We start from the raw sequence: 22018 nt of genomic DNA on the forward strand, positions 1-22018 counted from the left end.
GGAGAACGACATGCGTAATGCTGCTGGCATTTTAGGAATTATCGCGGGCCTGATGGGGATCGTGGTTGGATTGGTGGGCTACGGCTATGCCGAACTGACTGCGAATGTGCCAGAGGTAGGCGAGACATTCTGGTTGCTTGAAAACCCTGATTACATCCGCGCGATGAGCTTTCTGGCCCCGTTATTCGCGATTGCGGGTGGTGCGATGGCCAAGACCCGCGCCCTGTGGGCCGGGATCGCGTTGCTGCTGTCTTGTGCGGCGTTCTACACGGCGTTCGGGTTTAATATCGGTACAATGTTCCCGATCGGGTTCGCTGGTTTGGGCGGTCTGTTGGCGATTGCCGCGGGGAAACCTGACGAAGAAAAGGCCCATTTTTAGCAGCTGTATTTTGGCGTAGGCGATGATTGGGGGCCAGCCCCCAAACCCCCGAGATATTTATGACCAAAAGAAAAGGGGGCCGCGGTGGCCCCCTTTTGCGTTAGGTTCGGAGATCGGGCGGGGTGGCTTCTAGGCCGAGATCTTTGACGATCTCGTCGAGTGCAATCACCTTGGTCTGCTTTTCGCCCAAACGACGCAGGTTGACTGTCCGTTCTTCTACTTCACGCGCACCGATTGCGAGGATCGCAGGCACTTTGCCGAGCGAATGTTCGCGGACCTTATAGTTGATCTTTTCGTTGCGAATGTCGGCTTCAGCCCGCACGCCCGCAGCTTTCAGCGCCGCAACAACTTCGTGCACGTAGTCATTGGCATCCGAGATGATCGAGGCCACGACGACCTGACGCGGTGCCAGCCAGAACGGCAGTTTGCCTGCGTGTTCCTCGATCAGAATGCCGATAAAGCGTTCAAAGGATCCGAGGGTCGCGCGGTGCAGCATAACCGGCTGATGTTTGTTGCCATCCTGACCGATGTAACTCGCGTCGAGCCGTTCGGGAAGGTTTGCGTCCACCTGAAGTGTGCCACATTGCCAGTCGCGGCCAATCGCGTCGGTTAGTGTGAATTCAAGCTTCGGCCCGTAGAACGCGCCTTCACCTTCGAGAATCTCGAATTCGTGACCGGCTGCACGACATGCATCGCCAAGGGCTGCTTCCATTTGGTCCCAAGTCTCATCCGACCCGATCCGTTTTTCAGGACGTGTGGACAGTTTGATGGTCCAGTCGTCAAAGCCGAGATCGCTGTAGACGCGGGACAGGAAGTCGATGAAGACTTTGGTTTCCGCTGTGATCTGGTCTTCGGCGCAGAAAATGTGCCCGTCGTCTTGGGTGAAACCGCGCACGCGCATGATGCCGTGCAGCGCGCCTGACGGTTCGTACCGTGCGCAGGACCCAAATTCAGCCATACGTAACGGCAGGTCGCGGTAGGATTTCAGACCTTGGTTAAAGATTTGCACGTGGCAGGGGCAGTTCATCGGTTTAAGCGCGTTGACCGCTTTTTCACGTGCATGGTCTTCGTCAACTTCGACGATGAACATGTTTTCTTGGTACTTTTCCCAGTGACCTGATGCTTCCCACAATTTGCGGTCCACGACTTGTGGTGTGTTCACTTCGACGTAGCCGCCTTTGCGCTGTTGGCGGCGCATGTAGTCTTGCAGTTCGGTGTATACCTGCCAGCCGTTAGGGTGCCAGAAGACCTGACCGGGGGCTTCTTCTTGCATATGGAACAGGTCCATTTCGCGGCCCAGTTTGCGGTGATCACGCAAGGCTGCTTCTTCCAGACGGTGCAGGTGTTGTTTCAGACCTTCCTTGTTGGTGAAGGCCGCGCCGTAGATACGTTGCAACATCGGACGGTCGCTGTCGCCGCGCCAGTAGGCACCTGCGATGGACATCAGTTTGAAACAATCGCCCGCGATCTGCCCAGTGTGCTGCAGGTGCGGCCCACGACACAGGTCTTGCCAATCGCCGTGCCAATACATGCGCAGCGGTTCATCACCCGGGATGCTTTCGATCAGTTCGACCTTGTACGGTTCGCCCTTATCTTTGTAGTGCTGAATTGCCCGTGGGCGGTCCCAAATTTCGGTCCGGACTTCATCACGCTTGTTGATGATTTCCTTCATCTTCTTTTCGATAGTCGCGAGATCTTCTGGAACGAAAGGTTCTTTGCGATCAAAGTCGTAGTACCAACCGTCTTTGATCACAGGCCCAATGGTGACCTGCACATCTGGCCACAATTCTTGGACAGCGCGCGCCATGATGTGCGCCAAATCGTGACGAACAAGTTCCAGCGCTTGCTCTTCGTCTTTCATGGTGTGCAGGGCGATAGACGCGTCTTCTTCAATCGGCCACTGCAGGTCGTAATGCTGACCGTTCACAGTCGCAGAAATCGCCTTTTTGCGCAGGCTGCTTGAAATGTCAGCAGCCACGTCAGCCGCAGTGATGCCAGCCTCGTATTGGCGCGCGTTGCCATCAGGAAATGTAAGAGAGATTTGGGCCATGCTATTGGGCTCCTCGTCAGTTTGGCGCCTACGAAGCGCCCGGTTGCGGGTTATGTGTTCGGCCTAAATGGCGAAACTTCGCGAAGCGGTCAAGGCACCACCTGTGCGGTCACGATCCGTCATCTTGAAAGGTGACGACGCGCGACACGCTATCGCCATTCACCATCCGTCCTTGTGCCACAATTGGACGGCAAAACGGCGCCAAGTAGTATTCTTATGAGCAAGGTGTCATCTAATGAAAGAGATTTTACTGGGTTTTTTTCACTTTGGCGATCCTGTCGGCCTGTGGCGGGGGAAGTACGTCAAATCCGCCGCCAATATCTGGGATTAATGCGCTCCGCGCGGAAACGTCCCGACTTGCCGCAATAGGCGAGACGCTCGATGTCACGCCCGCCGATTCAGTTGCAGTCACCGGAGGCGCCGAATTTAAAGGCGTTTTGGCGGTTGGTTTACTGCCTGACACATTTAGTGGGATCGGCTTGGGCGGTAATATGACCATGGGCGTCGATTTCGATACCGGCGATGTGACTGGTGAAGTTGTCGATTTTTACAGTCGCGATGGCGAAGCTCTTGACGGTGCTTTGACCCTGTCGAACGGCGCGGCTTTTGCTTTTGCAGACGGGGTTTTCGTCGGTGCGGAAGTGTCCGGTGACCTAGAGATTTACGGCGAAGTGAAAGACGTAGAAGGCATCTTAGGTGGAGGTGTCGCAGGCGACAGCGGCGAAATCGTGGCTGGGCTTGTCGAATTGGATTATGACTGGCAATTGCCAGGCGACGGGCCAATTATTACTTCGACACTTGAGGGTGGGTTCATCGTCGAACGCCAGTAGTCGCGCAACCTGCACAATACGATCTTGCGGGGCGGTGGGCTGTGTGGTCATTTGGCATCATGACACAGACATCTGATCCCGCATTTTTCGTGACGCCGCAAGGCCGTCGTATCGCCTATCACCTGACGGACGGCGCCGCGCCTGCGGTTGTTTTCCTAGGCGGTTTCAAATCCGATATGATGGGCACCAAGGCTGTGTTCCTTGAAGAATGGGCGCGTCGTGAAGGTCGTGCTTTTTTGCGGTTCGATTATTCTGGGCATGGGGAAAGCGACGGCGCCTCTACGGACGGCGCGATTGGCGACTGGTTCGAAGATGCGCGCGCCGCCATCGGCTTGATCGCAGGCAAGGTTGTCTTGGTCGGGTCCTCCATGGGCGGGTGGATTTCGTTGCTTTTGGCCCGCGATATGCCTGAACGGATTGCAGGGTTAGTGACCATCGCTGCCGCTCCTGATTTTACCGAAGACAGCATGTGGGCCGGATTTGATGATGCGCAGAAGGCGGCGCTGGAAACTGACGGGCAGGTCGCATTGCCGTCAGAGTATGGTGATCCCTACATAATCACAAAGCGCCTGATCGCAGAAGGGCGTGATCGCCTTGTCCTGCGTGATCCGCTGGATCTGCCGTTCCCGACACGATTCTTGCAGGGTACGGCGGACGCAGATGTGGATATGTCCGTCGCATTGCGCCTGCTTGATCATGCCAGTGGTCCTGACATGCGGCTGACGCTTGTGGATGGGGCGGATCACCGGTTTTCTGATGAGACCTGCCTTGATCTGATCCAAACTTCCGTCGTGGACGTGCTGCAGTCCCTGACCTAAAGCCGATCAAACGTGACGTCACGCTAGGGACAGCGTCACAGACCGCTTAGGCACGATCCAACCAAATACGTGGGAGGATTAAGGCATGGCGTTATCTTTGGGGCAAAAGGCGGGCTGGGGGCTGGCCGACATGGGCATCGTGGTCTTTGTCGTGGTCAAGCAACTGCTTGTGCTGGTTTTCCTGACGTCCGTTTTAGGGGTCCCTGTCGGGATCGCAGGGTTTGTCACCACGGCTGTGTTGATCTTCGATATGATTACAGACCCGCTTGTCGGTCACTATAGCGACAGAACCCATAGCCGGTTCGGGCGACGCGCCCCGTGGATGGCGGTTGGCGCGGTTGTGATGGCAGCAGGAATGGCCGCATTGTTTGCTGTGCCCGATGGGTTGCCCTTAGCCGGCGATCTGGCTTGGGTCATCGCATTTTTTGGTGTCGCCACCATTGGCTTCACGATGGTTGCGATCCCGTTTAGTGCGCAAGCGGGCGAAATGACCCAGGATCCGCGTGAACGGTCCGCCATGACCGGTTGGCGCATGGGCTTCGCGAGTGTTGGTATCCTAATCGGCGGCGCATTGGTGCCCGGATTGGCCGCAAACATGGGATACGCCATGGCCGCTGTGGCCGTCAGCCCCCTGATCATCGGTGCGATCTGGATATCCCTGTTTGCGACGCGCAAAGCCCCGCGACTGGCGCAAGACGCCCCGATCCCGTTGAAAGAAGCCTATCGTTTGGTTTTCGACAACCGCGCCTTCATGGTGTTGGTGGCGCTTTACGGCGTGATGACCCTTGCGATTGCACTGATCACCGCCGGATTGCCGTTTGCTGCGATCTATCTCATCGTTGATGCGGGGGACAACGCGCTGTCAGGCGTGGACGAGGCGTTGACGACGCTCAGCTTGATGTTCGCGGCCTTTGTTGTCGGTTCTATCGTCAGCCAAGCGTTTTGGGTTCGGTTGTCTAATCAGATCGGCAAATTAGCGGCGTTGCAGGGTGGACTGGTTTTGTATGTGACGTTGCTGTGCGGACTTTTTTCTGTGCTGCCGTCGGTCAATGTCACGGCGATGGCGGGGATGTTTGTGCTCGCTGGTTTTGCGAACGGATCGTACCAGCAAATCCCTTGGGCGTTGTACCCTGATCTGATGGATGTCACGCGGGCCAAGACGGGGGCTGCGATCGAAGGTGCGTTTTCTGCGGTCTGGCTGTTCGGTCAAAAACTGGCGAACGCGTTGGCACCGCTGGTGTTGGGGCTTTTCTTGCAGGCAGCGGGCTGGCTAGAGACAACGGCAGGCGTGGTGACCCAAGAACCGACCGCGATCACAATGCTGCATGTCGCAATCACATTGATCCCTGCAGCCATTTTGGTGGTTTCTCTTTTGGGGCTGGGTTTGGTATACCGACCGTTGGCACAGGCAGCACTTGGCAGATAAATGTATGAGATCCAAACGCTTGAAGCGGACATCGCGGCGGCGGAAGCAAAGGTAGACCATCTACGTGATGGATGTGCCAAATGTATCAGTTGGGCAGGGGACGCAGGCGTACAAACGGATGTGGCCGTCGTGTTTATCCACGGGTTTTCAGCGACATGCGGTGAATTGCGCCCATTGCCAGAAATGATCGCAGAGGCGCTGGGCGCAAACCTGTTTTGCACGCGTTTGATGGGGCATGGCCAAGACGGCGACGCAATGGGTCGCGCCACGTTGGATGGATGGCGCGCTGACGTGCGCGAGGCAGCAGCCATCGGGCAAAGCCTTGGCAAAAAAGTGCTTTACATCGGCTGTTCGACGGGATGCACGCTGACGACCTTGGGGCTGACGAATGGTGATATTTCACCAGACACGGCGCTGGGCGCGGTGTTTGTTTCACCCAATTTTGGACTGCGGCACAAGGCAGCGCAGGCCGTGTTGGACATCCCGTTTTCGGAATACTGGGCCCCTTATTTAATTGGTAAAGAACGCAAATTCGACATCATTAGCGATGGTCACGCTCAGTTCTGGACGACACGCTATCCGACCAAGGCGGTAAAACCGATGGGGGATGCGGTACGTGCGGCGATGCGATCCAATTTGTCAGCCATTGATACGCCAATGTTTATGGCCGTGAACCCGGATGATCAGGTGATTAACCCGACGCGTGCCCGCAAAGTGATGATGGAATGGGGCGGCCCAACCTATAAGTTGGCGCTGCAGCAGACCAAGGATGACGACGCCATGGGACACGTCATGGCGGGTGATGTCTTTAGTCCCGGCCAAACTGCGCCACTTGCGGCACGTATTGTCGAATGGGCACATAATCTCTGACTTTCCCTCTTCCATTGGGGAAAGACTTGCGCCTAAAGAATGCGGACGGCAGTGTCGTCACAATCAAAAAAGTATCAGGCAAGCAGACCCATGAAATTGTTCAAGGCCCTCAGTTAGTATGGGCGATCCGGTAGTCTTTATTCCGCCAATGTTATGCGATGCCCGTGTTTTTGCGGATCAAATCGCGGAATTGTCGCGCGACCACCCCGTCCTGTTTGCGCCCACGCGCGACATGGATACGATCGAGGCGATTGCGGCCCAGATATTGTCATGGGCACCGCAGGAATTTGCTTTGGCTGGCGGTGGCATGGGCGGCATGGTCGCGCTTGAATTGCTGCGCCGCGCGCCCAAACGCATCACGCGTGTGGCGTTCATCAATGTGAATGCCCAAGCCGATACACCTAAAACCGCAGCAGACCGCGAACCGATCATCATTGCCGCCAAGGCGGGCCGCTTTAACGATGTGATCGCCGAACGCTTCGCACCAGAACGGTTTTGCGACGACACCGACGTCACAGCCTTGATGCCGTTGCTGCAGGATATGGCGGAGGGCATTGGCGCAGAGGCGTTCGTAAAGCAGGCGCGTGCGGTCCAGCGCCGCAAAGACCAACAAGCAGTGCTGCGCAAGATCAAGCAGCCTGCATTGGTGATTTCAAGCGACAGCGACCCAGACAACACGAAACGCAGGCAAGATTTCGTGGCCGAGATGATCCCGTATGCCAAACACGAGGTGATCAAAGGCGCAGGGCTTTTGCCATCGCTTGAACAGCCCGCGCAGTTGTCAAAGATACTCAGGGATTGGTGCCGCCAACCGCTGGTGTTGCGCTAAAGAAAAAGGCGGTCGCTGGGACCGCCTTCTTTTATTTCTTGCTGTTTGCCGCTTTGCGTCCGGCCCTTGTTTTGGGGGCTGCTTTCGCTTTGGTCGGCTTCTTTTCCGGCTTTTCCGCAGCTTTCACCGGTTCGGCCTTCGGGGCCGCTTTGGTCTTTCTGGCGGCAGGTTTCTTCGGTGGATTGTCTGCGACGACCTTCAGGTCAGCCTTAGCTGGTGCTGGCTTTGCCGCGGGTGCTGGGTCTTCGGAATTGGCGTCAATGAAATCCAGCACCAATGGGCGGATGTTGTCCCGCCAGCTGCGCCCCGCAAAGATACCGTAGTGACCAGCACCCGGTTCGAGGTGTGACGCTTTTTTGCTGTCGTCCAATCCAGTCAAAAGCCCCAAGGCCGCAAGGCATTGGCCCGGCGCTGAGATATCGTCTTCTTCGCCTTCGACAATCTTCACTGCGACATTATCAATTTTGCCGATATCGACTTGTTGGCCGTTCACGACAAAGGCGTTGCGCGCGATGTCGCGGCCTTTGAAAATACGTTCAACCGTCGACAGGTAGAATTCAGCGGTCATGTCCATCACGGCAAGGTATTCGTCGTAGAAGATGTTGTGTTTGTCGTGATCGCGGGCTTCGCCCTTCGCGGACTTAATAATCTGGTCGCGGAATGCGTTTGCGTGGGTTTCGCCGTTCATCGAAATGAAGGACGCCAATTGCAGCAAACCTGGGTAGACCATGCGGCCAACGCCTGCATATTTGAAACCAACCCGCTGGATCATAGTCTGTTCAAGCTGGCCCATGGTGACGGACCGGCCAAAATCTGTGACTTCAGTATGGTTCGCTTCGGGGTCAACGGGGCCGCCGATCAATGTCAGGGATTTAGGCTGGGCAGTCGGATCTTCACCCGCGAGATAGGCGGTTGCAGCAAGTGCGAGCGGCACGGGCTGGCAAACGGCAATCACGTGGATGTCTGATCCAAGCTCTTTCATGAAATCAACGAGGTATAATGTGTAGTCTTCGACGTCGAACTTGCCTGCGCTGACGGGGATGTCGCGCGCATTGTGCCAGTCGGTCACGTAGACTTCGCAATCGGGCAGAAGGCTGATCACCGTTTTGCGCAGCAATGTGGCATAGTGGCCGGACATTGGTGCGGCCAGCAGAACGCGACGCTTCATAGGTTCGCGGCCTTGGACCTCGATATGGATCAAATCGCCGAAATCGCGTTCCAGAACAACTTTGACGTCGACAGGGTGATCGCGGCCGTCGCCTGTCGGGACAGGCGGGATATTCCAATCCGGTTTTACAACCATGCGACCAAATGTCCGCTCAGTTACTTCGCCCCAAGCGCGCAACCAGTCCATCGCGGGGTTTGTGGTAAGCGACATCATCGGGTAGTCTGCAAATGCGCGTGCTGTTGCGCCCAACCATTGGTTGGTGTTGCGAGTGGCTTCCATGAGGTCGTATGTCATCATGTATTTCATTTGAGACGGCTCCTGTTCGCGCGCACTTGGTATTTATTAACGCCTGTTAATACAAAAGTAACGAAATGCTGCAGCTGCACGGTAGGACGCATAGATTAAGATGACAACAACTGAATCAGACGACCGCGCAATAAATGAAACAAATGCAACGACCCTTGAAGCGAATCTTTCGCGAATAGAAGAGCTTACTCAGCGGTTGCTTATTGCAATGAATCCCAAACGGCACGTCCCGACGTCGTTGCAAGGCCCGTCTCCAGACCTTTATGCAAAAGCAGCATCCGCATACGTCACCGAAATGATGAACAATCCGGGCAAGATAATCGAACAGCAGGTCGCGTTCTGGGGCAAATCGGTCAAACACTATATTGAGTCGCAGCATCTGCTTGCCCAAGGCAAATTGGCGCATCCCGCGGATGAAACCGCGCCTGACCGTAGGTTTGCCCATGAACTGTGGGACACGAACCCGTATTTCAATTTCATCAAGCAGCAGTATCTGATGAACGCAGACGCCGTACGTGATGCGATTTCCGCGATCGATACGATGGACGACGGCGAAAAGCGTCGTCTCGAATATTTCGGGGAACAGATTGTCGACATGTTCAGCCCGACAAACTTCCTTGCCACCAATCCCGAAGCATTAAGTCTCGCCGCTGAGACAGAAGGTGAAAGCCTTGTCGCGGGGTTAGAAAACCTGATCCGTGATCTTGAAGCAAACGACGGTGATCTGGTTGTGACGCTTGCCGATAAGGAAGCGTTTGAAGTGGGGCGCAACCTTGCCACGTCACCCGGCGAGGTCGTGTACCGCAATCATCTGTTTGAATTGATCCAATACACCCCGAGCACCGAAAAGGTGCATGAAATCCCGTTGGTGATCTTCCCGCCGTGGATCAACAAGTTCTACATCCTTGATCTGAAACCAGCCAACAGCATGATCAAATGGGCGGTAGAGCAGGGGTACACGGTCTTTGTGGTGTCTTGGGTCAACCCAGACGCAACCTACCGTGACACGTCGATGACAAACTACGTCGAAGACGGTTACCTGACGGCGATTGATCAAGTGAAATCGATTTGCGGCGTCAAGAAGGTGAACGCAGTTGGTTATTGTATCGCAGGCACAACCCTGTCGATTACCATGGCATTGATGGCGCAGCGCGGGGATAAGTCGATCAACTCAGCCACCTTATTCACAACTCTAACGGATTTCTCGGATCGGGGCGAAGTTGGTGTGTTCTTGGATGACGATTTTGTTGACGGGATCGAAGCCGAAGTCGCGGAAGCAGGCGTGCTTGACCGGTATTATATGTCGCGGACGTTCAGCTTCCTACGTTCGAATGACTTGATCTACGGTCCGGCGATCAAAAGCTACATGCTGGGCAAAGCCCCACCTGCGTTTGATCTGCTGTATTGGAACGGGGACGGGACGAACTTGCCTGCGAAAATGTCGGTCGAATACCTAAGGGGTCTCTGCCAAGGCGATAATTTCGCGACGTCCGGTTTTGATATCGCGGACACGACTGTGCGCCTGTCAGAGGTGACAGTGCCGATCTGCGCCATTGCTTGCGAAACCGATCATATTGCGGCTTGGAAAAGCAGCTACCGTGGGGTTCAGGGGATGGGGTCGAAGGACAAGACGTTCATTCTGTCAGAGTCTGGTCACATCGCGGGTATCATCAATCCGCCGTCCAAGAAGAAGTATGGACACTACACCAATCCCGAACTGGGGCTGACGCCGGACGATTGGCTCGCTGATGCGGACAAACACGAAGGATCGTGGTGGCCACGTTGGGATGCATGGCTTGCGCCGCGGTCAGGTAAACAGGTGAAGGCGCGCACGCCGGGGGACAAAAAACACCCGGTTCTTGGGCCTGCTCCGGGGACATATGTGGCCAAGTGAGTCGCGAAATCGCGTTCGCCTGAAGCGTGTTTTTTCCAATTTTTATGTTTGTATGATCCCTGTTTTTAAGGGCTATGCGACTTAACCCCACGTAAAGACTGGATAATATGCATGTGCAGAATTTTTATGCTGCAATGCAGAAAAAGACTTGAAATGCCGCATTGCAGCATGCATATTGGTGTCAGACGAAATGATGCGGTCCTCCCCCGCGAAACCATTTACCTGAAAGGTCAGTACCATGGCTAACACACAAGATTTCACAGCTGTTTTTAAAGACATGATGGGTTCTTTCCCAATCGACACAAAAGCAGTTGAAGAGCAGTTCAAGTCTTCCACGACTTTGGCTGAAAAAATGTCCGGCGTTGCAATCGACGCTGCTGGCAAATCTGCTGAGCTGTCCGCAAAATGGACACAGGACACACTTGCTAAAGTTGAAGCAATGTCCAAAGCAAAGGCAGAGCCTGCTGATTACGCAAAAGCAATGACAGACTTCGCGTCTACATCTGCTGAAGCTGCTGCAGAGCACATGTCAGCATTCGCTGAAATCGCGAAAAAAGTTCAGACTCAGACAATGGAACTGATGATGGCTGCTGGCAAAGACATGTCCGAAGACATGACTGCTGCTGCGAAGAAAGCACAGACAGAGCTGACAACAGCTGCGAAAAAAGCGACTGCTTCTGCAAAGTAAGCGTCGTAAGAAATTAACCGCGCCTCTCCTCCCTTAGGTGTCGGTATTTCGAGGCGGTCTGCAATGCAGGCCGCCTTTTTTCGTACCGAACAGCCGTCACATCCGGTTAACGATTTGTGAAGGTTGGTGGTGCAAAACAATCCAGATCACGTCGCGCTGAAGTGCTGTGATTTGCAACTTTTGTCGTAAGTGCGTATAACGTTTCCAATAAAAATAATGACTTGAGCGGTTTCTTCTAATGTTCACAATTTTTAACAGCGTCTGGGATAACGTCCTCGGCCCGCTTTTGCAGCGTCCTAAGCGCCAGCAAGTTGCTGCCCTTTGCTATCGTGGCGATGGGGCGGACAAAGAGGTATTGCTGATCTCCAGTCGCGATACTGGCCGCTGGATTATTCCAAAGGGCTGGCCGATCCGCGGCAAAAACGGCCCGCAATCTGCGATGCAGGAAGCGTGGGAAGAAGCCGGCGTGCGTAAAGGCACAACTGATGCCGATGCGATTGGCACGTATACATACGACAAACGCCAGTCGACCGGTTGGTCCATACCCGTTGAGACGATGGTTTATCCTGTCGCTGTGGAAACCATCGAGGATGAATTTCCAGAGGTGTCACAGCGCAAACGTCAATGGGTAAGCCCCGACGACGCCGCTGATCTGGTGCAAGAACCGGAATTGCAGAACATTCTGCGCAGCATCTAAAACGATAGGCTTTTGTTGCTTTATTGCGAATAATCGTTGAAAGCTGCCCCCGACTATACGGGAGTGGGACATGACCAACAAAAACGACGACGGGCGTCACCTAGATACGCTCGATCGTGACTTAGCACGATTTTCAAATTTAGAACTTGCGACACAATATGTGTCCCGCCCGATGGTCGGGCCCGGGATTTCGATCTTGTTCGTCGTACTTGCAGGCCTGTTGGCCTTGTTGTTCCTCGGACAAACGACGAACACCTTGATCGTTGTGATCGCAGCATGTTTGGGCGCCTACATGGCCTTGAATATCGGTGCGAACGATGTTGCCAACAACATGGGGCCAGCCGTTGGTGCCAATGCGTTGTCGATGGGCGGCGCGATTGGGATCGCGATTGTCTTTGAAAGTGCTGGCGCATTGATCGCAGGCGGCGACGTGGTGTCCACGATTGCTAAGGGCATCATTGAACCAGAAAGCATGGGCGACGCCCAAACGTTTATGTGGGCGATGATGGCAGCGCTTTTGTCCGCCGCACTTTGGGTGAACCTTGCCACGTGGGTCGGCGCACCTGTGTCCACGACCCATTCGGTCGTTGGTGGCGTGATGGGCGCGGGGATCGCCGCGGCTGGCTTTGCTGCGGTGACTTGGCCGACGATGGGCGCGATTGCCGCAAGCTGGGTGATTTCGCCTGTGCTGGGTGGTGCGATTGCCGCCGGTTTCTTGTGGTTGATCAAGTCGAAGATCATTTACACGCCTGACAAAATAGCCGCTGCGCGCAAGTGGGTGCCGATCTTGGTGGGCATCATGGCGGCTGCTTTTGCCGCTTATCTGGCGTTGAAAGGCATCAAGAAACTGATCAAGATCGACATCCTGACAGCGTTGATGATTGGTGCTGCAATCGGCGTGATCACGTGGCTGGTGATGATCCCAGTCATCAAAAAGCAATCCGAAGGTCTGGAAAATCGCAACAAATCCCTGAAGGTTTTGTTCGGTATTCCGTTAGTCGTGTCGGCTGCATTGCTCAGCTTTGCGCATGGTGCGAACGATGTTGCGAACGCCGTTGGTCCATTGGCCGCGATTGTGCAGGTGGCTGAATCCGGTGATTTCACGCAGGCGTTTAGCATCCCTGCTTGGGTTATGATCATCGGTGCTTTCGGGATTTCCTTTGGTCTGTTCCTGTTCGGGCCAAAGCTGATCCGCATGGTGGGTGGTCAGATCACAAAGCTGAACCCGATGCGTGCGTATTGTGTGGCGCTGTCTGCGGCGATTACCGTAATCGTGGCCAGTTGGCTGGGGCTGCCTGTTAGCTCTACTCACATTGCCGTTGGTGGTGTGTTTGGTGTTGGTTTCTTCCGCGAATGGGATGCGGAACGCCGGATCAAAGCCGCGCGTCAGGCGATGCCTGATCGGCCAAGCTACGGTCCAGAGGAACGCCGTCGCCGTAAATTGGTGCGCCGTTCACACTTCATGACGATCATCGCCGCATGGGTCATTACTGTGCCTGCTGCCGCGATTTTGTCTGCGCTGATCTTCTTCGGGATCACTGCGATCGTCGGTTAAGCAAACCAAAAAAGGGGGCCGCGCGGCCCCCTTTGCCTTCTCAGCGACAACCCCGCCCGTTTTCTTTTCTTTTCTTTTGCGGCACTGCCGCTTAGGCTTTGCTGCAATGCAGTACGTCTAGGGAGGGACAGCATATGGCCGAGGCTAACAAACCATTGCTTATCAAGCGCTACGCGAGCCGTCGTCTCTACAACACCGAGACGAGCGATTACGTGACGCTGGAAGATATCGCGACGTTCATTCGTGAGGGGCGCGAGGTCCAGATCGTTGACCTGAAATCTGGCGATGACCTGACCCGTCAGTACCTGCTGCAAATTATCGCCGAACATGAAAGCCGCGGCGAAAGCGTGTTGGGCGTTGATATTCTGACCGATCTCGTGCGCAGCTACACCAGTCAGGCGTCTTCCGTCGTTCCGGATTTTCTGCGGGCAAGCTTTGAGATGCTGCAAAACGGTCAATCCAAAGCGATGGAAAACATGACCAAGGTGAACCCGATGGCCGCGATGCCTGGGTTCGATGCAATGCGTGCGCAGCAAGAGATGTTCATGAAGGCGATGACCGGTGGCATGATGCCTGGTGGCACGACACCGGACAGTTCATCCGCCGAAAAATCATCCGGCGACGATCTGAGTGACATCAAGGACCAGCTGTCCGCATTGCAAGAAAAACTAGCCAAAATGGGCAAATAACGCCTTTTCGGCGCGAAGGATAAAACGATGGTTACGACGGCCGGACGTGTCACCTTATGGGGGATCGAAGTCTTTGTGGCGACGGCAGAAGAAGGAGCGATTTCAGCAGCTTCGCGGCGGCTGGGCACCTCTGCAGCGACGGTAAGCCAACAGTTGACGAACCTTGAAGGCGCGATTGGCACGACCCTACTTGATCGGGGCGCACGTCCTGTGACGTTAACACCTGCTGGCGAAATGTTCCTGCGCCGCGCGAACACGATCTTGAACGAAGCGGAACAAGCCCGCGCCGAATTGGCGATGGCAGATTTGTCGCGTCTGACGCGGTTACGTCTAGGGATGGTCGAAGATTTCTCGGCGGATGTGACGCCAGCTTTACTCGCCGAAATGTCCGCTGATTTGATGAACTGCCACTTCCTGCTTGAGACGGGCGCGACCCATCAACTGACCGAACTTCTCGATTCTCGGGCTTTGGATATTATCGTTGCTGCTGAGACAGGTCGCCATGATCCGGGCGTTGAAGTTTACCCGCTGATGGAAGAGCCGTTTGTCGCCGCTGTGCCAAAGGGCCGGATCAAAGAAGGCGACATCGCCAAACAGCTACGCCGCATGCCGTTGATCCAATACACAACGCGCCATCATATGGGGCGCATGGTCAAAGCGCACTTGGATCAAGAAGGTATTACGTTGTCCCACAGGTTCGAATTGGACAGCTATCACGCGATTATGGCCATGGTCGCTGAAGGGGCAGGGTGGTCTATCCTGACGCCGCTTGGTTGGATGCGGGCTGCGCGGTTCCGCGATGATGTGGATCTGATTGAACTGCCGTTTGCGCCAATTTCACGCAAAATCACGCTGACGTCCCGCAGAGATGTGCTGTCAACGATGCCCGCGACGATCGCGGAACGGTTGCGCCCGTTGCTCAAAGACATGATCGTTGACCCGGCCGTGGCAGAGCATCCTTGGTTGGCTGAAAAACTCCGCCTGATTTGATTGCCGTTTGTGCGATGACCCCTTAGACATTTTGAAAAAGGGGGACGTGATGCAAAACAACGATGTCGCTGAACGCGGTTTGGTCTTGCTGGGATGCGGCAAGATGGGATCTGCAATGCTGGCCGGATGGCTGGCGGGTGGCTTGCCCGCTGCGTCGGTCTGGGTGTTGGACCCGCATCCGTCGGATTGGGTGAAGGCCCAAGGCGTTCATATCAATACAGATTTACCCGCTAACCCCGCGATCATTTTGGTCGCTGTGAAGCCGCAAATGATGGGCGATGCTTTGCCCAGCCTACAGGCGCTTGGCAATGGCGAAACATTGTTCGTGTCCGTTGCTGCTGGTACCTCAATTGCGACATTCGAAGAGGTTTTGGGGGCACAGACCCCCATCGTGCGCGCCATGCCAAATACACCCGCTGCCATCGGGCAGGGGATCACAGCGTTGATCGGGAATGCTCGTGTGACCGATGCCCAGCTTGATCTCGCGGATCAGTTTTTGGCGGCAGTAGGGCAGACGGTGCGTTTGGAAAATGAAGGACAAATAGATGCGGTGACAGCTGTGTCTGGATCAGGCCCAGCTTACGTCTTCCACCTGATAGAGACCTTGGCCGCAGCAGGAACAGCGCGTGGTCTGCCTGCGGATATGGCCATGCAGCTTGCGAAAGCGACAGTTGCTGGCGCGGGTGCACTGGCCGCGCAAGCGGAAGAAGGACCCGACCAATTGCGGGTAAACGTGACATCGCCGGGTGGTACGACGCAAGCGGCACTTAATGTGCTTATGAATCAGAATGACGGTTTTCCAGCGTTATTAGCGCGCGCTGTTGATGCTGCTGCTGACAGATCAGAGGAATTGGGCCGTGACTGACGAGATTACATTTGACGATTTCCTGAAGGTAGATGTGCGTGTCGGTACCGTCCTGCGCGCCGAAGCCTACCCAGAGGCACGCGTGCCCGCGATCAAGCTTTGGATCGATTTTGGCGAAGAGATTGGCGAGAAAAAAACGTCCGCTCAGATCACAGCGCATTACGATCCTGATATGATTATTGGCAAACAAGTTCTGGCCGTTGTGAACTTTCCGCCGCGACAGATTGGTAAGTTCATGTCAGAGGTTCTTGTGCTTGGCATGCCGGACAAAGATGGTGGTGTGGTGCTTGTAGGGCCAGACCAGAATGTACCCGTGGGAGGGCGACTACATTGAAAACACTTCTGATTACGCGACCCATCGCCGAAGCGGTGATCGACCAAGCCCGTGAATTGTTTGATGTGACCGTCAGCGAAACGGGCGCATTGGATGAAGCCGCAGCGGAACAAGCGTTACAAAGCTACGACGCTATTTTGCCGACTTTGGGCGATCTATTCAGCGCGCAGGCGTTTGCAGGGGCGGCTGGAAATATGCGTTGCAAAATGCTGGGCAATTTTGGGGTGGGCTACAACCATATCGACGTGGCCGCTGCAAAACAGGCCGGCGTGCTGGTGTCCAACACGCCTGACGTGCTGACCGACGCGACAGCAGATATCGCGATGACGTTGATTTTGGCAACGGCGCGGCGGGCAGGGGAAGGCGAACGGCTTGTCCGGTCCGGCAACTGGGGCGGCTTTGGCCCCAAGGACCTGCTTGGCACGCATGTGACAGGGAAAACCGTCGGGATCGTTGGGATGGGTCGGATCGGCCAAGCGATTGCGCGGCGATGCCATTTTGGTTTCGGAATGAACGTCGTTTTCTACAACCGTTCCGCGAAGACCGTTGATTTTCCTGCGACGCAACTGCCCACGCTCGCGGATACGATGGGGGCCGCTGATTTTGTCGTTGTGGCAACACCCGGTGGTGCCGCGACAACTCACCTGATCGACAGCGCCGCCCTATCGGCGATGAAACCGTCCAGCATTTTTGTAAACATCAGTCGTGGTGAAGTTGTTGATGAACCTGCATTGGTCGCGGCGCTTGAAGCGGGACAAATCGCGGGGGCTGGTCTGGACGTCTACGAGAACGAACCGGTCGTGCCTGATGCGCTCAAGGCAATGGATCACTGTGTGCTACTGCCGCATCTTGGCAGCGCGACAGTCGAAACACGGCAGGCGATGGGCCAAATGGCTTTGGACAATATTATTGCGTGGTCAAATGGAAACGCTCCGGCGCAATCCGTTTGAATTGAAACGATTGTTGCGCAGAACAAACAAATTTCCGTGACCGCCGGAAATTCTTACGGCTAGGGTCGCTATTCTTTTGGGTAGTTAATTCGTGTCGCCAACGGCGGCGCGCCAATGGCGCCTGCACAAAGAAACATAGCGTTCATTTCCGCCGATGGATACTTGATCCCCGTCCGTTAATACGCGGCCAGTGTCGTCTTTGCGAACGACCATCGTCGCCTTTTTCCCGCAATGACAAATCGTGCGGACTTCGCGCATTTCGTCACAAATCGCGAGCAATGCAGCAGAGCCCGGAAATAGCTTTCCTTGGAAATCGACCCGCAGGCCAAAGCACATAATCGGCACTTTCAGATCGTCCACTGCACGGGCCAGTTGCCAAACCTGATCTTCACCTAGGAATTGTGCTTCGTCGATAAAGACGCAAGCGCATGGACCTGCGTCGAGGCGGGTTTTGACCTTAGAAAAAAGGTCTTCGCCGGGGCAGAACGTGTCGGCATCTTCGCCAATACCAATGCGGCTGGCAATACGTCCTTCGCCCGCACGATTGTCGAATTGGGCGGTCAGCAAATAGGTCTGCATGCCCCGTTCGATGTAGTTATGGGATGCCTGCAAAAGGACAGTCGATTTGCCTGCGTTCATTGTCGAGTAATTGAAATAGAGCTTTGCCATGCGCCCAAATAGCGTCGCCTGGCGACTAAATGCAAGATCGTCATCTGCGCTTTAGCCACCAGACGTCAGACCCTTACCATCAACCGTGAGTGGCCAGTTGTTGGAAACTGGCTGCACCGCGTTTCAAATCAGAAAGCGAATGCAATAGATGGTCGGGTCTTCTGTGTGCCCCCGTCCCAAGGACACTTTCCAAATGACAAACAACCGTGATTTGAATAATGGGAATGACAGAATGCTTTTCCCCTCCATTGCCTATACGTGGTGGGGTGCGTAAAGTGCATGAAACACCTTGGGGGACACGATGGCCGAATATAACGGTTACCTAAAGAAGCACACCGAAGCCTTGGTCAAGGATGTCGGTATCGAAAACGCATGTAAGCTAACTGGTCGGTCCAAGGCAACGTTGGGACGGTACTATTCGGACAGCGAAGAGCATTCTGATCGGTTCATGCCTGTTGATGCTGTTGCCGCATTGGAAGCAGCTGCATCCTATCCGCATGTCACGTCAGCATTGGCAGAAATGCGCGGCATTACAATGTCTTACAATGATGAACGTCCGAACAAAGAAGGCGGCATCAATTCTGATGTGATCATGCTGAGCCAGCGTTTTGCGATGTTGATGGGCGAATACAATCAGTCGATAGAAGACGGTGTAATCTCTGCAAACGAAGCAAAGCGCCTGCTGCGCGAAACGCTCGCTTTGCAAAAAGTTCTGATCGAAATGAAGTTGCATCTAGAAGATGAGCACGAGTGATAACGATTCATGGTCAGCTACCGATCTAGTTGATCTCCCCTTGATTGTGCCGGGTGCATTGCATCCAATCGACGTTACGTCACTCGCTGGGCCGGATGCGCCGCAACATCCGCCACGCATCCTGATTCTTTACGGAAGCCTGCGGTCTGACAGCTATTCGCGGCTTGCCGCCGAAGAAGGGGCGCGTGTTTTGCGTGTTCTGGGCTGCGATGTCCGCTTTTTCGATCCAACAGGTCTTGGCGCGCCGGATGATCCGACAGCGGACGAATGTAAGGTTCAAGAATTGCGTGATCTTGTGATGTGGTCCGAAGGGATGGTGTGGTCCAGCCCTGAACGGCATGGCGCGATGACGGGTTTGATGAAGACGCAGATCGACCATATTCCCTTATCCCCGATTGGCGGAATTCGCCCGACGCAGGGCAAGACGCTTGCTGTGATGCAGGTGTGTGGCGGTTCGCAATCGTTTAACACTGTGAACCAGCTTCGCATTCTGGGCCGCTGGATGCGTCTGATCACGATCCCGAACCAGTCGTCCGTACCCGCCGCCTACAACAAGTTTGAAAAGGGCCGGATGCTGCCCGGGTCGCATTACAATCGGATCGTTGACGTGATGGAAGAACTCGCGCGTTTCACGATCATGACGCGGGGTCGGCCGCAATTAACAGATCGCTATTCCGAACGCGTTGAAACGCTGGAACAGACGCACGAGCGTGTCATCAAGCTTTAGCTGCGTGTGACGATCACCGAACCAACAGAATAGCCCGCGCCGAACGAACAGATGATTCCGGTGTCACCTGCCTGCAAATCCTTGGAGTTTTGTGAAAACGCAATGATCGATCCTGCAGAGGATGTGTTGGCGTAGTCTTGCAGAATGTTCGGCTGTTCACCTTCGGCAGGTTCACGGCCCAGTACCTTTTTGCCAATATAATCGTTCATCGTCTTGTTGGCTTGGTGTAGCCAGAGACGGTTCAAATCGTCCGCTTGAACGCCTTCGTCGGCCATGTGTTCCGCAATATGGCGGCTGACAAGCGGCAGGACCTCTTTGAAAACTTTACGCCCGTTCTGCATAAATTGCATGTCGCGCTGATCACCCATCTGGTCATGGGCGCGGCGCAAGAAACCATTGTTGTTGCGAATGTTGTTCGAAAACTGTGTAGCACACCGCGTCGATTTGACTTTGAAATGCGGCTTGGTCAGGCCTTCGTCGCGTTCCAGCAAAGTCGCTGTGGCAACGTCGCCAAAGATGAAGTGGCAGTCGCGGTCGCGCCATTCCAGATGCGCCGAACAAATCTCTGGGTTCACGACCAACGCGCGGCGGATCGATCCGGATTTGATCATGTCGGCGGCTGTCTGGATGCCAAAGGTGGCAGAAGAACAGGCGACATTCATATCGAAGGCAAAGCCGCCCGCACCAAGAAGCTGTTGAATTTCAACGGCAATGGCGGGATAGGCGCGTTCATGGTTGGACGCTGCACAGATCACCAGATCGACATCAGCGGCATCGATGCCTCCTTCGTCCAACGCCTTTTGACAGGCGTCGACGCCGATCTCGGCCATGATGCTTGGTGCGTCGTCTTCGCGTGGCGCCAGCGATGGGGACATACGGTCGGGATCAAGAATGCCTGATTTATTCAAGACATAGCGCTGTTCAATGCCCGATGCCGCAACGATAAAGTCCGCAGATGAATGCGGTACGGGGTCCATATCTCCGGCCGCAATCGCGTCCGCGTTTTTGGCGTTCTGCTTATCCGCATAGGCGTTAAACGCGACGACCAATTCGTCGTTGGTGATCGCGTCTTTAGGGGTAAAGACGCCGGTGCCGGTGATTGCAACTTTGAACATGTGCCCATCCATTTTAGGTCCGCAAACCTTATGCGGGGTTAGGCGGAGCGTCCATCTTAACGACACGTTACTCTACGTTACGTATGCGCCAAAATGTACCGTCGCCAAAGGGAACGGGCGACAGCATAGGGCGACTTGCAGCTGGCAATCCGTCGTTGATCAACCCGCTCATGTCGTCGATGATCCGCGCATTATCCCCGAAATACGTGTGTCCAAAGAAATCACTTTCCGCACCTGTCGCATCAACGATCTCAATCCCGTCGATCAGAACAAGCCCGTCGCTGCTATCGCCGATTCGTGGAAAACCGCGTGCGGCCTGTGATGCCTTCAGCGCGGTGTCTTCGGATGACGCGTATAAAGTGACGGTCGCGTTCGTCATGGCGGTTAGCCGCGGCGCGATATCGTCTATGAAAACCGCTTTGTCGATGTCAGGGGCGGCAAGGATGACTGTTGTGATCCGGTCCGCCGCTGGGTTTCGTTCGGCGACAAGTTCTTGCAGTGCGCGGCTCAAAACACGCGTTCCCATCGAATGTGCAATCAATATGATACGGTCGGCATCTGCGGACGTTCCGAGGTCAGTCAGCACTTGTTTCATGACCCTGACGGATCGTTCTGCCGTGGTGTCATCAACCAGATAATCCTTCGCCTGACCTTGCGACGGCCAGCTATAAAAGAACGTCCCACCCGTCCAATTCAGGTCATACGCCATCTGCCCCATGCGCCGCGCCGCCTTGTCGAAACTAGTGTTGTACCCGTGAATGTAAGCCAAAATGGCGCGGTTCCCGTCGGCGGCTTGACCGTTCAGGATCGACAAAACAGTGTCGCGGTCAATGACTGCAAGGTCTTGGACCAACACATGGCTTTCCGGATTCGGCGCGACGATCAGCGACATGAACCAGTTCTGGCTTTCAAGCACACCTGGTTCGTGGTCGTGTGGGATCGATACCGTTGCTGTACCATAGACGAGATCAGCCAGTTCCCCGCCAAATCGCTCGGGTAGCGGGGCGTTGGGAATTTCGGCACGGTTTGTTGCAAAGGTCAGATCAACGGTCGCGTAGTTTTCGTCTTGCACTGGCGGCGGCGCGGCAGCGACCGGTGGTGGTGGCACCGCTTGAGGGAAAAGTTCTGCGATTGGGGGTTCTGACCCGCGGTTGATATCACCGCCATCCCATGGCGCATCTGGCACCACGATCATTGCCTCAGGCACAACGGGTTGCGGGCTGGCTGTCCAGTTGTACCCCAAGAGGGCAGCAATCATTGTAATCAGTCGCAATAGGATCATGATAATGCCAAGCGTCTTACTATAATTGGAATGCATGGAGTTTGGCAGCTACAGCTGTGATTGCATAGGGGGCATTCTGCTGCCGTCATTGAGCACCTGTGTAATACTGGTTGAAATAATGCACCAGTGTTGC

At 55.0% G+C, this 22018-nt stretch carries 22 protein-coding genes; 17 read left to right on the forward strand and 5 right to left on the reverse strand.

The window, feature by feature from the left end; genetic code table 11:
• Positions 1 to 10: 10 nt before the first annotated feature.
• A complete protein-coding gene (locus MWU61_RS01130; RefSeq protein ID WP_247126054.1) occupies positions 11 to 379 on the forward strand; it encodes a hypothetical protein in 369 nt (122 codons plus the stop codon).
• Positions 380 to 479: 100 nt separating this feature from the next.
• Here MWU61_RS01130 and thrS read toward each other — a convergent pair whose 3' ends face one another.
• Complete coding sequence (gene thrS, locus MWU61_RS01135; protein ID WP_247126056.1) at positions 480 to 2429, reverse strand: threonine--tRNA ligase; 1950 nt, start codon at positions 2427 to 2429, stop codon at positions 480 to 482.
• Positions 2430 to 2920: 491 nt separating this feature from the next.
• Here thrS and MWU61_RS01140 point away from each other — a divergent pair, with 491 nt between their 5' ends.
• The 5 genes from MWU61_RS01140 (at position 2921) to MWU61_RS01160 (ending at position 7202) form a co-directional block, all read left to right on the forward strand.
• The gene (locus MWU61_RS01140) at positions 2921 to 3259 is read left to right on the forward strand and encodes a hypothetical protein (RefSeq protein WP_247126058.1); all 339 of its coding nucleotides are present in this window, start codon (positions 2921 to 2923) and stop codon (positions 3257 to 3259) included.
• Between the two features lie 59 nt (positions 3260 to 3318).
• The gene (locus tag MWU61_RS01145) at positions 3319 to 4077 is read left to right on the forward strand and encodes an alpha/beta hydrolase (RefSeq protein WP_247126059.1); all 759 of its coding nucleotides are present in this window, start codon (positions 3319 to 3321) and stop codon (positions 4075 to 4077) included.
• An 85-nt stretch (positions 4078 to 4162) separates the two neighbouring features.
• Complete coding sequence (locus MWU61_RS01150; protein ID WP_247126060.1) at positions 4163 to 5503, forward strand: MFS transporter; 1341 nt, start codon at positions 4163 to 4165, stop codon at positions 5501 to 5503.
• Complete coding sequence (locus tag MWU61_RS01155) at positions 5504 to 6373, forward strand: alpha/beta fold hydrolase (RefSeq protein ID WP_247126062.1); 870 nt, start codon at positions 5504 to 5506, stop codon at positions 6371 to 6373.
• A gap of 118 nt (positions 6374 to 6491) precedes the next feature.
• Positions 6492 to 7202: an alpha/beta hydrolase gene (locus MWU61_RS01160; protein ID WP_247126064.1), complete on the forward strand. Its 711-nt coding sequence runs from the start codon at positions 6492 to 6494 to the stop codon at positions 7200 to 7202.
• 31 nt (positions 7203 to 7233) lie between these two features.
• On the opposite strand, the gene phaZ is transcribed toward MWU61_RS01160, so the two are convergent.
• Entirely contained in the window at positions 7234 to 8676 is a 1443-nt protein-coding gene (gene phaZ / locus MWU61_RS01165; RefSeq protein ID WP_247126066.1) for a polyhydroxyalkanoate depolymerase, read from the reverse strand.
• A gap of 208 nt (positions 8677 to 8884) precedes the next feature.
• Here phaZ and phaC point away from each other — a divergent pair, with 208 nt between their 5' ends.
• From phaC to MWU61_RS01210, 9 genes are all read left to right on the forward strand, one after another.
• Positions 8885 to 10570, forward strand: coding sequence for a class I poly(R)-hydroxyalkanoic acid synthase (gene phaC / locus MWU61_RS01170; RefSeq protein WP_247126068.1), 1686 nt, complete (start codon positions 8885 to 8887; stop codon positions 10568 to 10570).
• 238 nt (positions 10571 to 10808) lie between these two features.
• Positions 10809 to 11258 carry a phasin family protein gene (locus MWU61_RS01175; protein WP_247126070.1) on the forward strand — a complete coding sequence of 150 codons (450 nt, stop codon included), beginning with the start codon at positions 10809 to 10811 and terminating at the stop codon, positions 11256 to 11258.
• Between the two features lie 238 nt (positions 11259 to 11496).
• Positions 11497 to 11955, forward strand: coding sequence for an NUDIX hydrolase (locus MWU61_RS01180; protein ID WP_247126072.1), 459 nt, complete (start codon positions 11497 to 11499; stop codon positions 11953 to 11955).
• A gap of 70 nt (positions 11956 to 12025) precedes the next feature.
• Positions 12026 to 13510 carry an inorganic phosphate transporter gene (locus tag MWU61_RS01185; protein WP_247126074.1) on the forward strand — a complete coding sequence of 495 codons (1485 nt, stop codon included), beginning with the start codon at positions 12026 to 12028 and terminating at the stop codon, positions 13508 to 13510.
• Positions 13511 to 13644: 134 nt separating this feature from the next.
• Positions 13645 to 14199, forward strand: coding sequence for a polyhydroxyalkanoate synthesis repressor PhaR (phaR, locus tag MWU61_RS01190; RefSeq protein WP_247126076.1), 555 nt, complete (start codon positions 13645 to 13647; stop codon positions 14197 to 14199).
• A 27-nt stretch (positions 14200 to 14226) separates the two neighbouring features.
• Entirely contained in the window at positions 14227 to 15189 is a 963-nt protein-coding gene (locus MWU61_RS01195) for a LysR family transcriptional regulator (protein ID WP_247126078.1), read from the forward strand.
• A gap of 49 nt (positions 15190 to 15238) precedes the next feature.
• Entirely contained in the window at positions 15239 to 16054 is an 816-nt protein-coding gene (gene proC / locus MWU61_RS01200) for a pyrroline-5-carboxylate reductase (protein ID WP_247126081.1), read from the forward strand.
• The gene (locus MWU61_RS01205) at positions 16047 to 16388 is read left to right on the forward strand and encodes a tRNA-binding protein (protein ID WP_247126083.1); all 342 of its coding nucleotides are present in this window, start codon (positions 16047 to 16049) and stop codon (positions 16386 to 16388) included. Before proC ends, MWU61_RS01205 begins: the two co-directional genes overlap by 8 nt.
• Positions 16385 to 17338, forward strand: coding sequence for a D-glycerate dehydrogenase (locus MWU61_RS01210; protein WP_247126085.1), 954 nt, complete (start codon positions 16385 to 16387; stop codon positions 17336 to 17338). Before MWU61_RS01205 ends, MWU61_RS01210 begins: the two co-directional genes overlap by 4 nt.
• 84 nt (positions 17339 to 17422) lie before the next feature.
• On the opposite strand, the gene MWU61_RS01215 is transcribed toward MWU61_RS01210, so the two are convergent.
• Entirely contained in the window at positions 17423 to 18007 is a 585-nt protein-coding gene (locus MWU61_RS01215; protein ID WP_247126087.1) for a thymidine kinase, read from the reverse strand.
• Positions 18008 to 18308: 301 nt separating this feature from the next.
• On the opposite strand from MWU61_RS01215, the gene MWU61_RS01220 reads away from it, so the two are divergent.
• Positions 18309 to 18761 carry a hypothetical protein gene (locus tag MWU61_RS01220; protein ID WP_247126089.1) on the forward strand — a complete coding sequence of 151 codons (453 nt, stop codon included), beginning with the start codon at positions 18309 to 18311 and terminating at the stop codon, positions 18759 to 18761.
• Positions 18748 to 19488, forward strand: coding sequence for an arsenical resistance protein ArsH (arsH, locus tag MWU61_RS01225; protein ID WP_247126090.1), 741 nt, complete (start codon positions 18748 to 18750; stop codon positions 19486 to 19488). Before MWU61_RS01220 ends, arsH begins: the two co-directional genes overlap by 14 nt.
• On the opposite strand, the gene MWU61_RS01230 is transcribed toward arsH, so the two are convergent.
• Positions 19485 to 20603 (reverse strand): beta-ketoacyl-ACP synthase III, encoded by a 1119-nt coding sequence (locus MWU61_RS01230; RefSeq protein ID WP_247126091.1) that lies wholly within the window; start codon positions 20601 to 20603, stop codon positions 19485 to 19487. The genes arsH and MWU61_RS01230 overlap by 4 nt on opposite strands.
• Before the next feature lie 67 nt (positions 20604 to 20670).
• Positions 20671 to 21921: an alpha/beta hydrolase gene (locus MWU61_RS01235; RefSeq protein WP_247126093.1), complete on the reverse strand. Its 1251-nt coding sequence runs from the start codon at positions 21919 to 21921 to the stop codon at positions 20671 to 20673.
• Positions 21922 to 22018 lie beyond the last annotated feature (97 nt).

This window comes from Loktanella sp. F6476L (genome assembly GCF_023015725.1).
Classification (GTDB): domain Bacteria; phylum Pseudomonadota; class Alphaproteobacteria; order Rhodobacterales; family Rhodobacteraceae; genus Yoonia.

Coding starts and splice junctions, on each gene's coding strand:
- MWU61_RS01130 (WP_247126054.1), top strand. CDS start 11: ATGCGTAATGCTGCTGGCATTTTAGGAATTATCGCGGGCCTGATGGGG.
- thrS (WP_247126056.1), bottom strand. CDS start 2,429: ATGGCCCAAATCTCTCTTACATTTCCTGATGGCAACGCGCGCCAATAC.
- MWU61_RS01140 (WP_247126058.1), top strand. CDS start 2,921: ATGACCATGGGCGTCGATTTCGATACCGGCGATGTGACTGGTGAAGTT.
- MWU61_RS01145 (WP_247126059.1), top strand. CDS start 3,319: ATGACACAGACATCTGATCCCGCATTTTTCGTGACGCCGCAAGGCCGT.
- MWU61_RS01150 (WP_247126060.1), top strand. CDS start 4,163: ATGGCGTTATCTTTGGGGCAAAAGGCGGGCTGGGGGCTGGCCGACATG.
- MWU61_RS01155 (WP_247126062.1), top strand. CDS start 5,504: ATGTATGAGATCCAAACGCTTGAAGCGGACATCGCGGCGGCGGAAGCA.
- MWU61_RS01160 (WP_247126064.1), top strand. CDS start 6,492: ATGGGCGATCCGGTAGTCTTTATTCCGCCAATGTTATGCGATGCCCGT.
- phaZ (WP_247126066.1), bottom strand. CDS start 8,676: ATGAAATACATGATGACATACGACCTCATGGAAGCCACTCGCAACACC.
- phaC (WP_247126068.1), top strand. CDS start 8,885: ATGAATCCCAAACGGCACGTCCCGACGTCGTTGCAAGGCCCGTCTCCA.
- MWU61_RS01175 (WP_247126070.1), top strand. CDS start 10,809: ATGGCTAACACACAAGATTTCACAGCTGTTTTTAAAGACATGATGGGT.
- MWU61_RS01180 (WP_247126072.1), top strand. CDS start 11,497: ATGTTCACAATTTTTAACAGCGTCTGGGATAACGTCCTCGGCCCGCTT.
- MWU61_RS01185 (WP_247126074.1), top strand. CDS start 12,026: ATGACCAACAAAAACGACGACGGGCGTCACCTAGATACGCTCGATCGT.
- phaR (WP_247126076.1), top strand. CDS start 13,645: ATGGCCGAGGCTAACAAACCATTGCTTATCAAGCGCTACGCGAGCCGT.
- MWU61_RS01195 (WP_247126078.1), top strand. CDS start 14,227: ATGGTTACGACGGCCGGACGTGTCACCTTATGGGGGATCGAAGTCTTT.
- proC (WP_247126081.1), top strand. CDS start 15,239: ATGCAAAACAACGATGTCGCTGAACGCGGTTTGGTCTTGCTGGGATGC.
- MWU61_RS01215 (WP_247126087.1), bottom strand. CDS start 18,007: ATGGCAAAGCTCTATTTCAATTACTCGACAATGAACGCAGGCAAATCG.
- MWU61_RS01220 (WP_247126089.1), top strand. CDS start 18,309: ATGGCCGAATATAACGGTTACCTAAAGAAGCACACCGAAGCCTTGGTC.
- arsH (WP_247126090.1), top strand. CDS start 18,748: ATGAGCACGAGTGATAACGATTCATGGTCAGCTACCGATCTAGTTGAT.
- MWU61_RS01230 (WP_247126091.1), bottom strand. CDS start 20,603: ATGTTCAAAGTTGCAATCACCGGCACCGGCGTCTTTACCCCTAAAGAC.
- MWU61_RS01235 (WP_247126093.1), bottom strand. CDS start 21,921: ATGCATTCCAATTATAGTAAGACGCTTGGCATTATCATGATCCTATTG.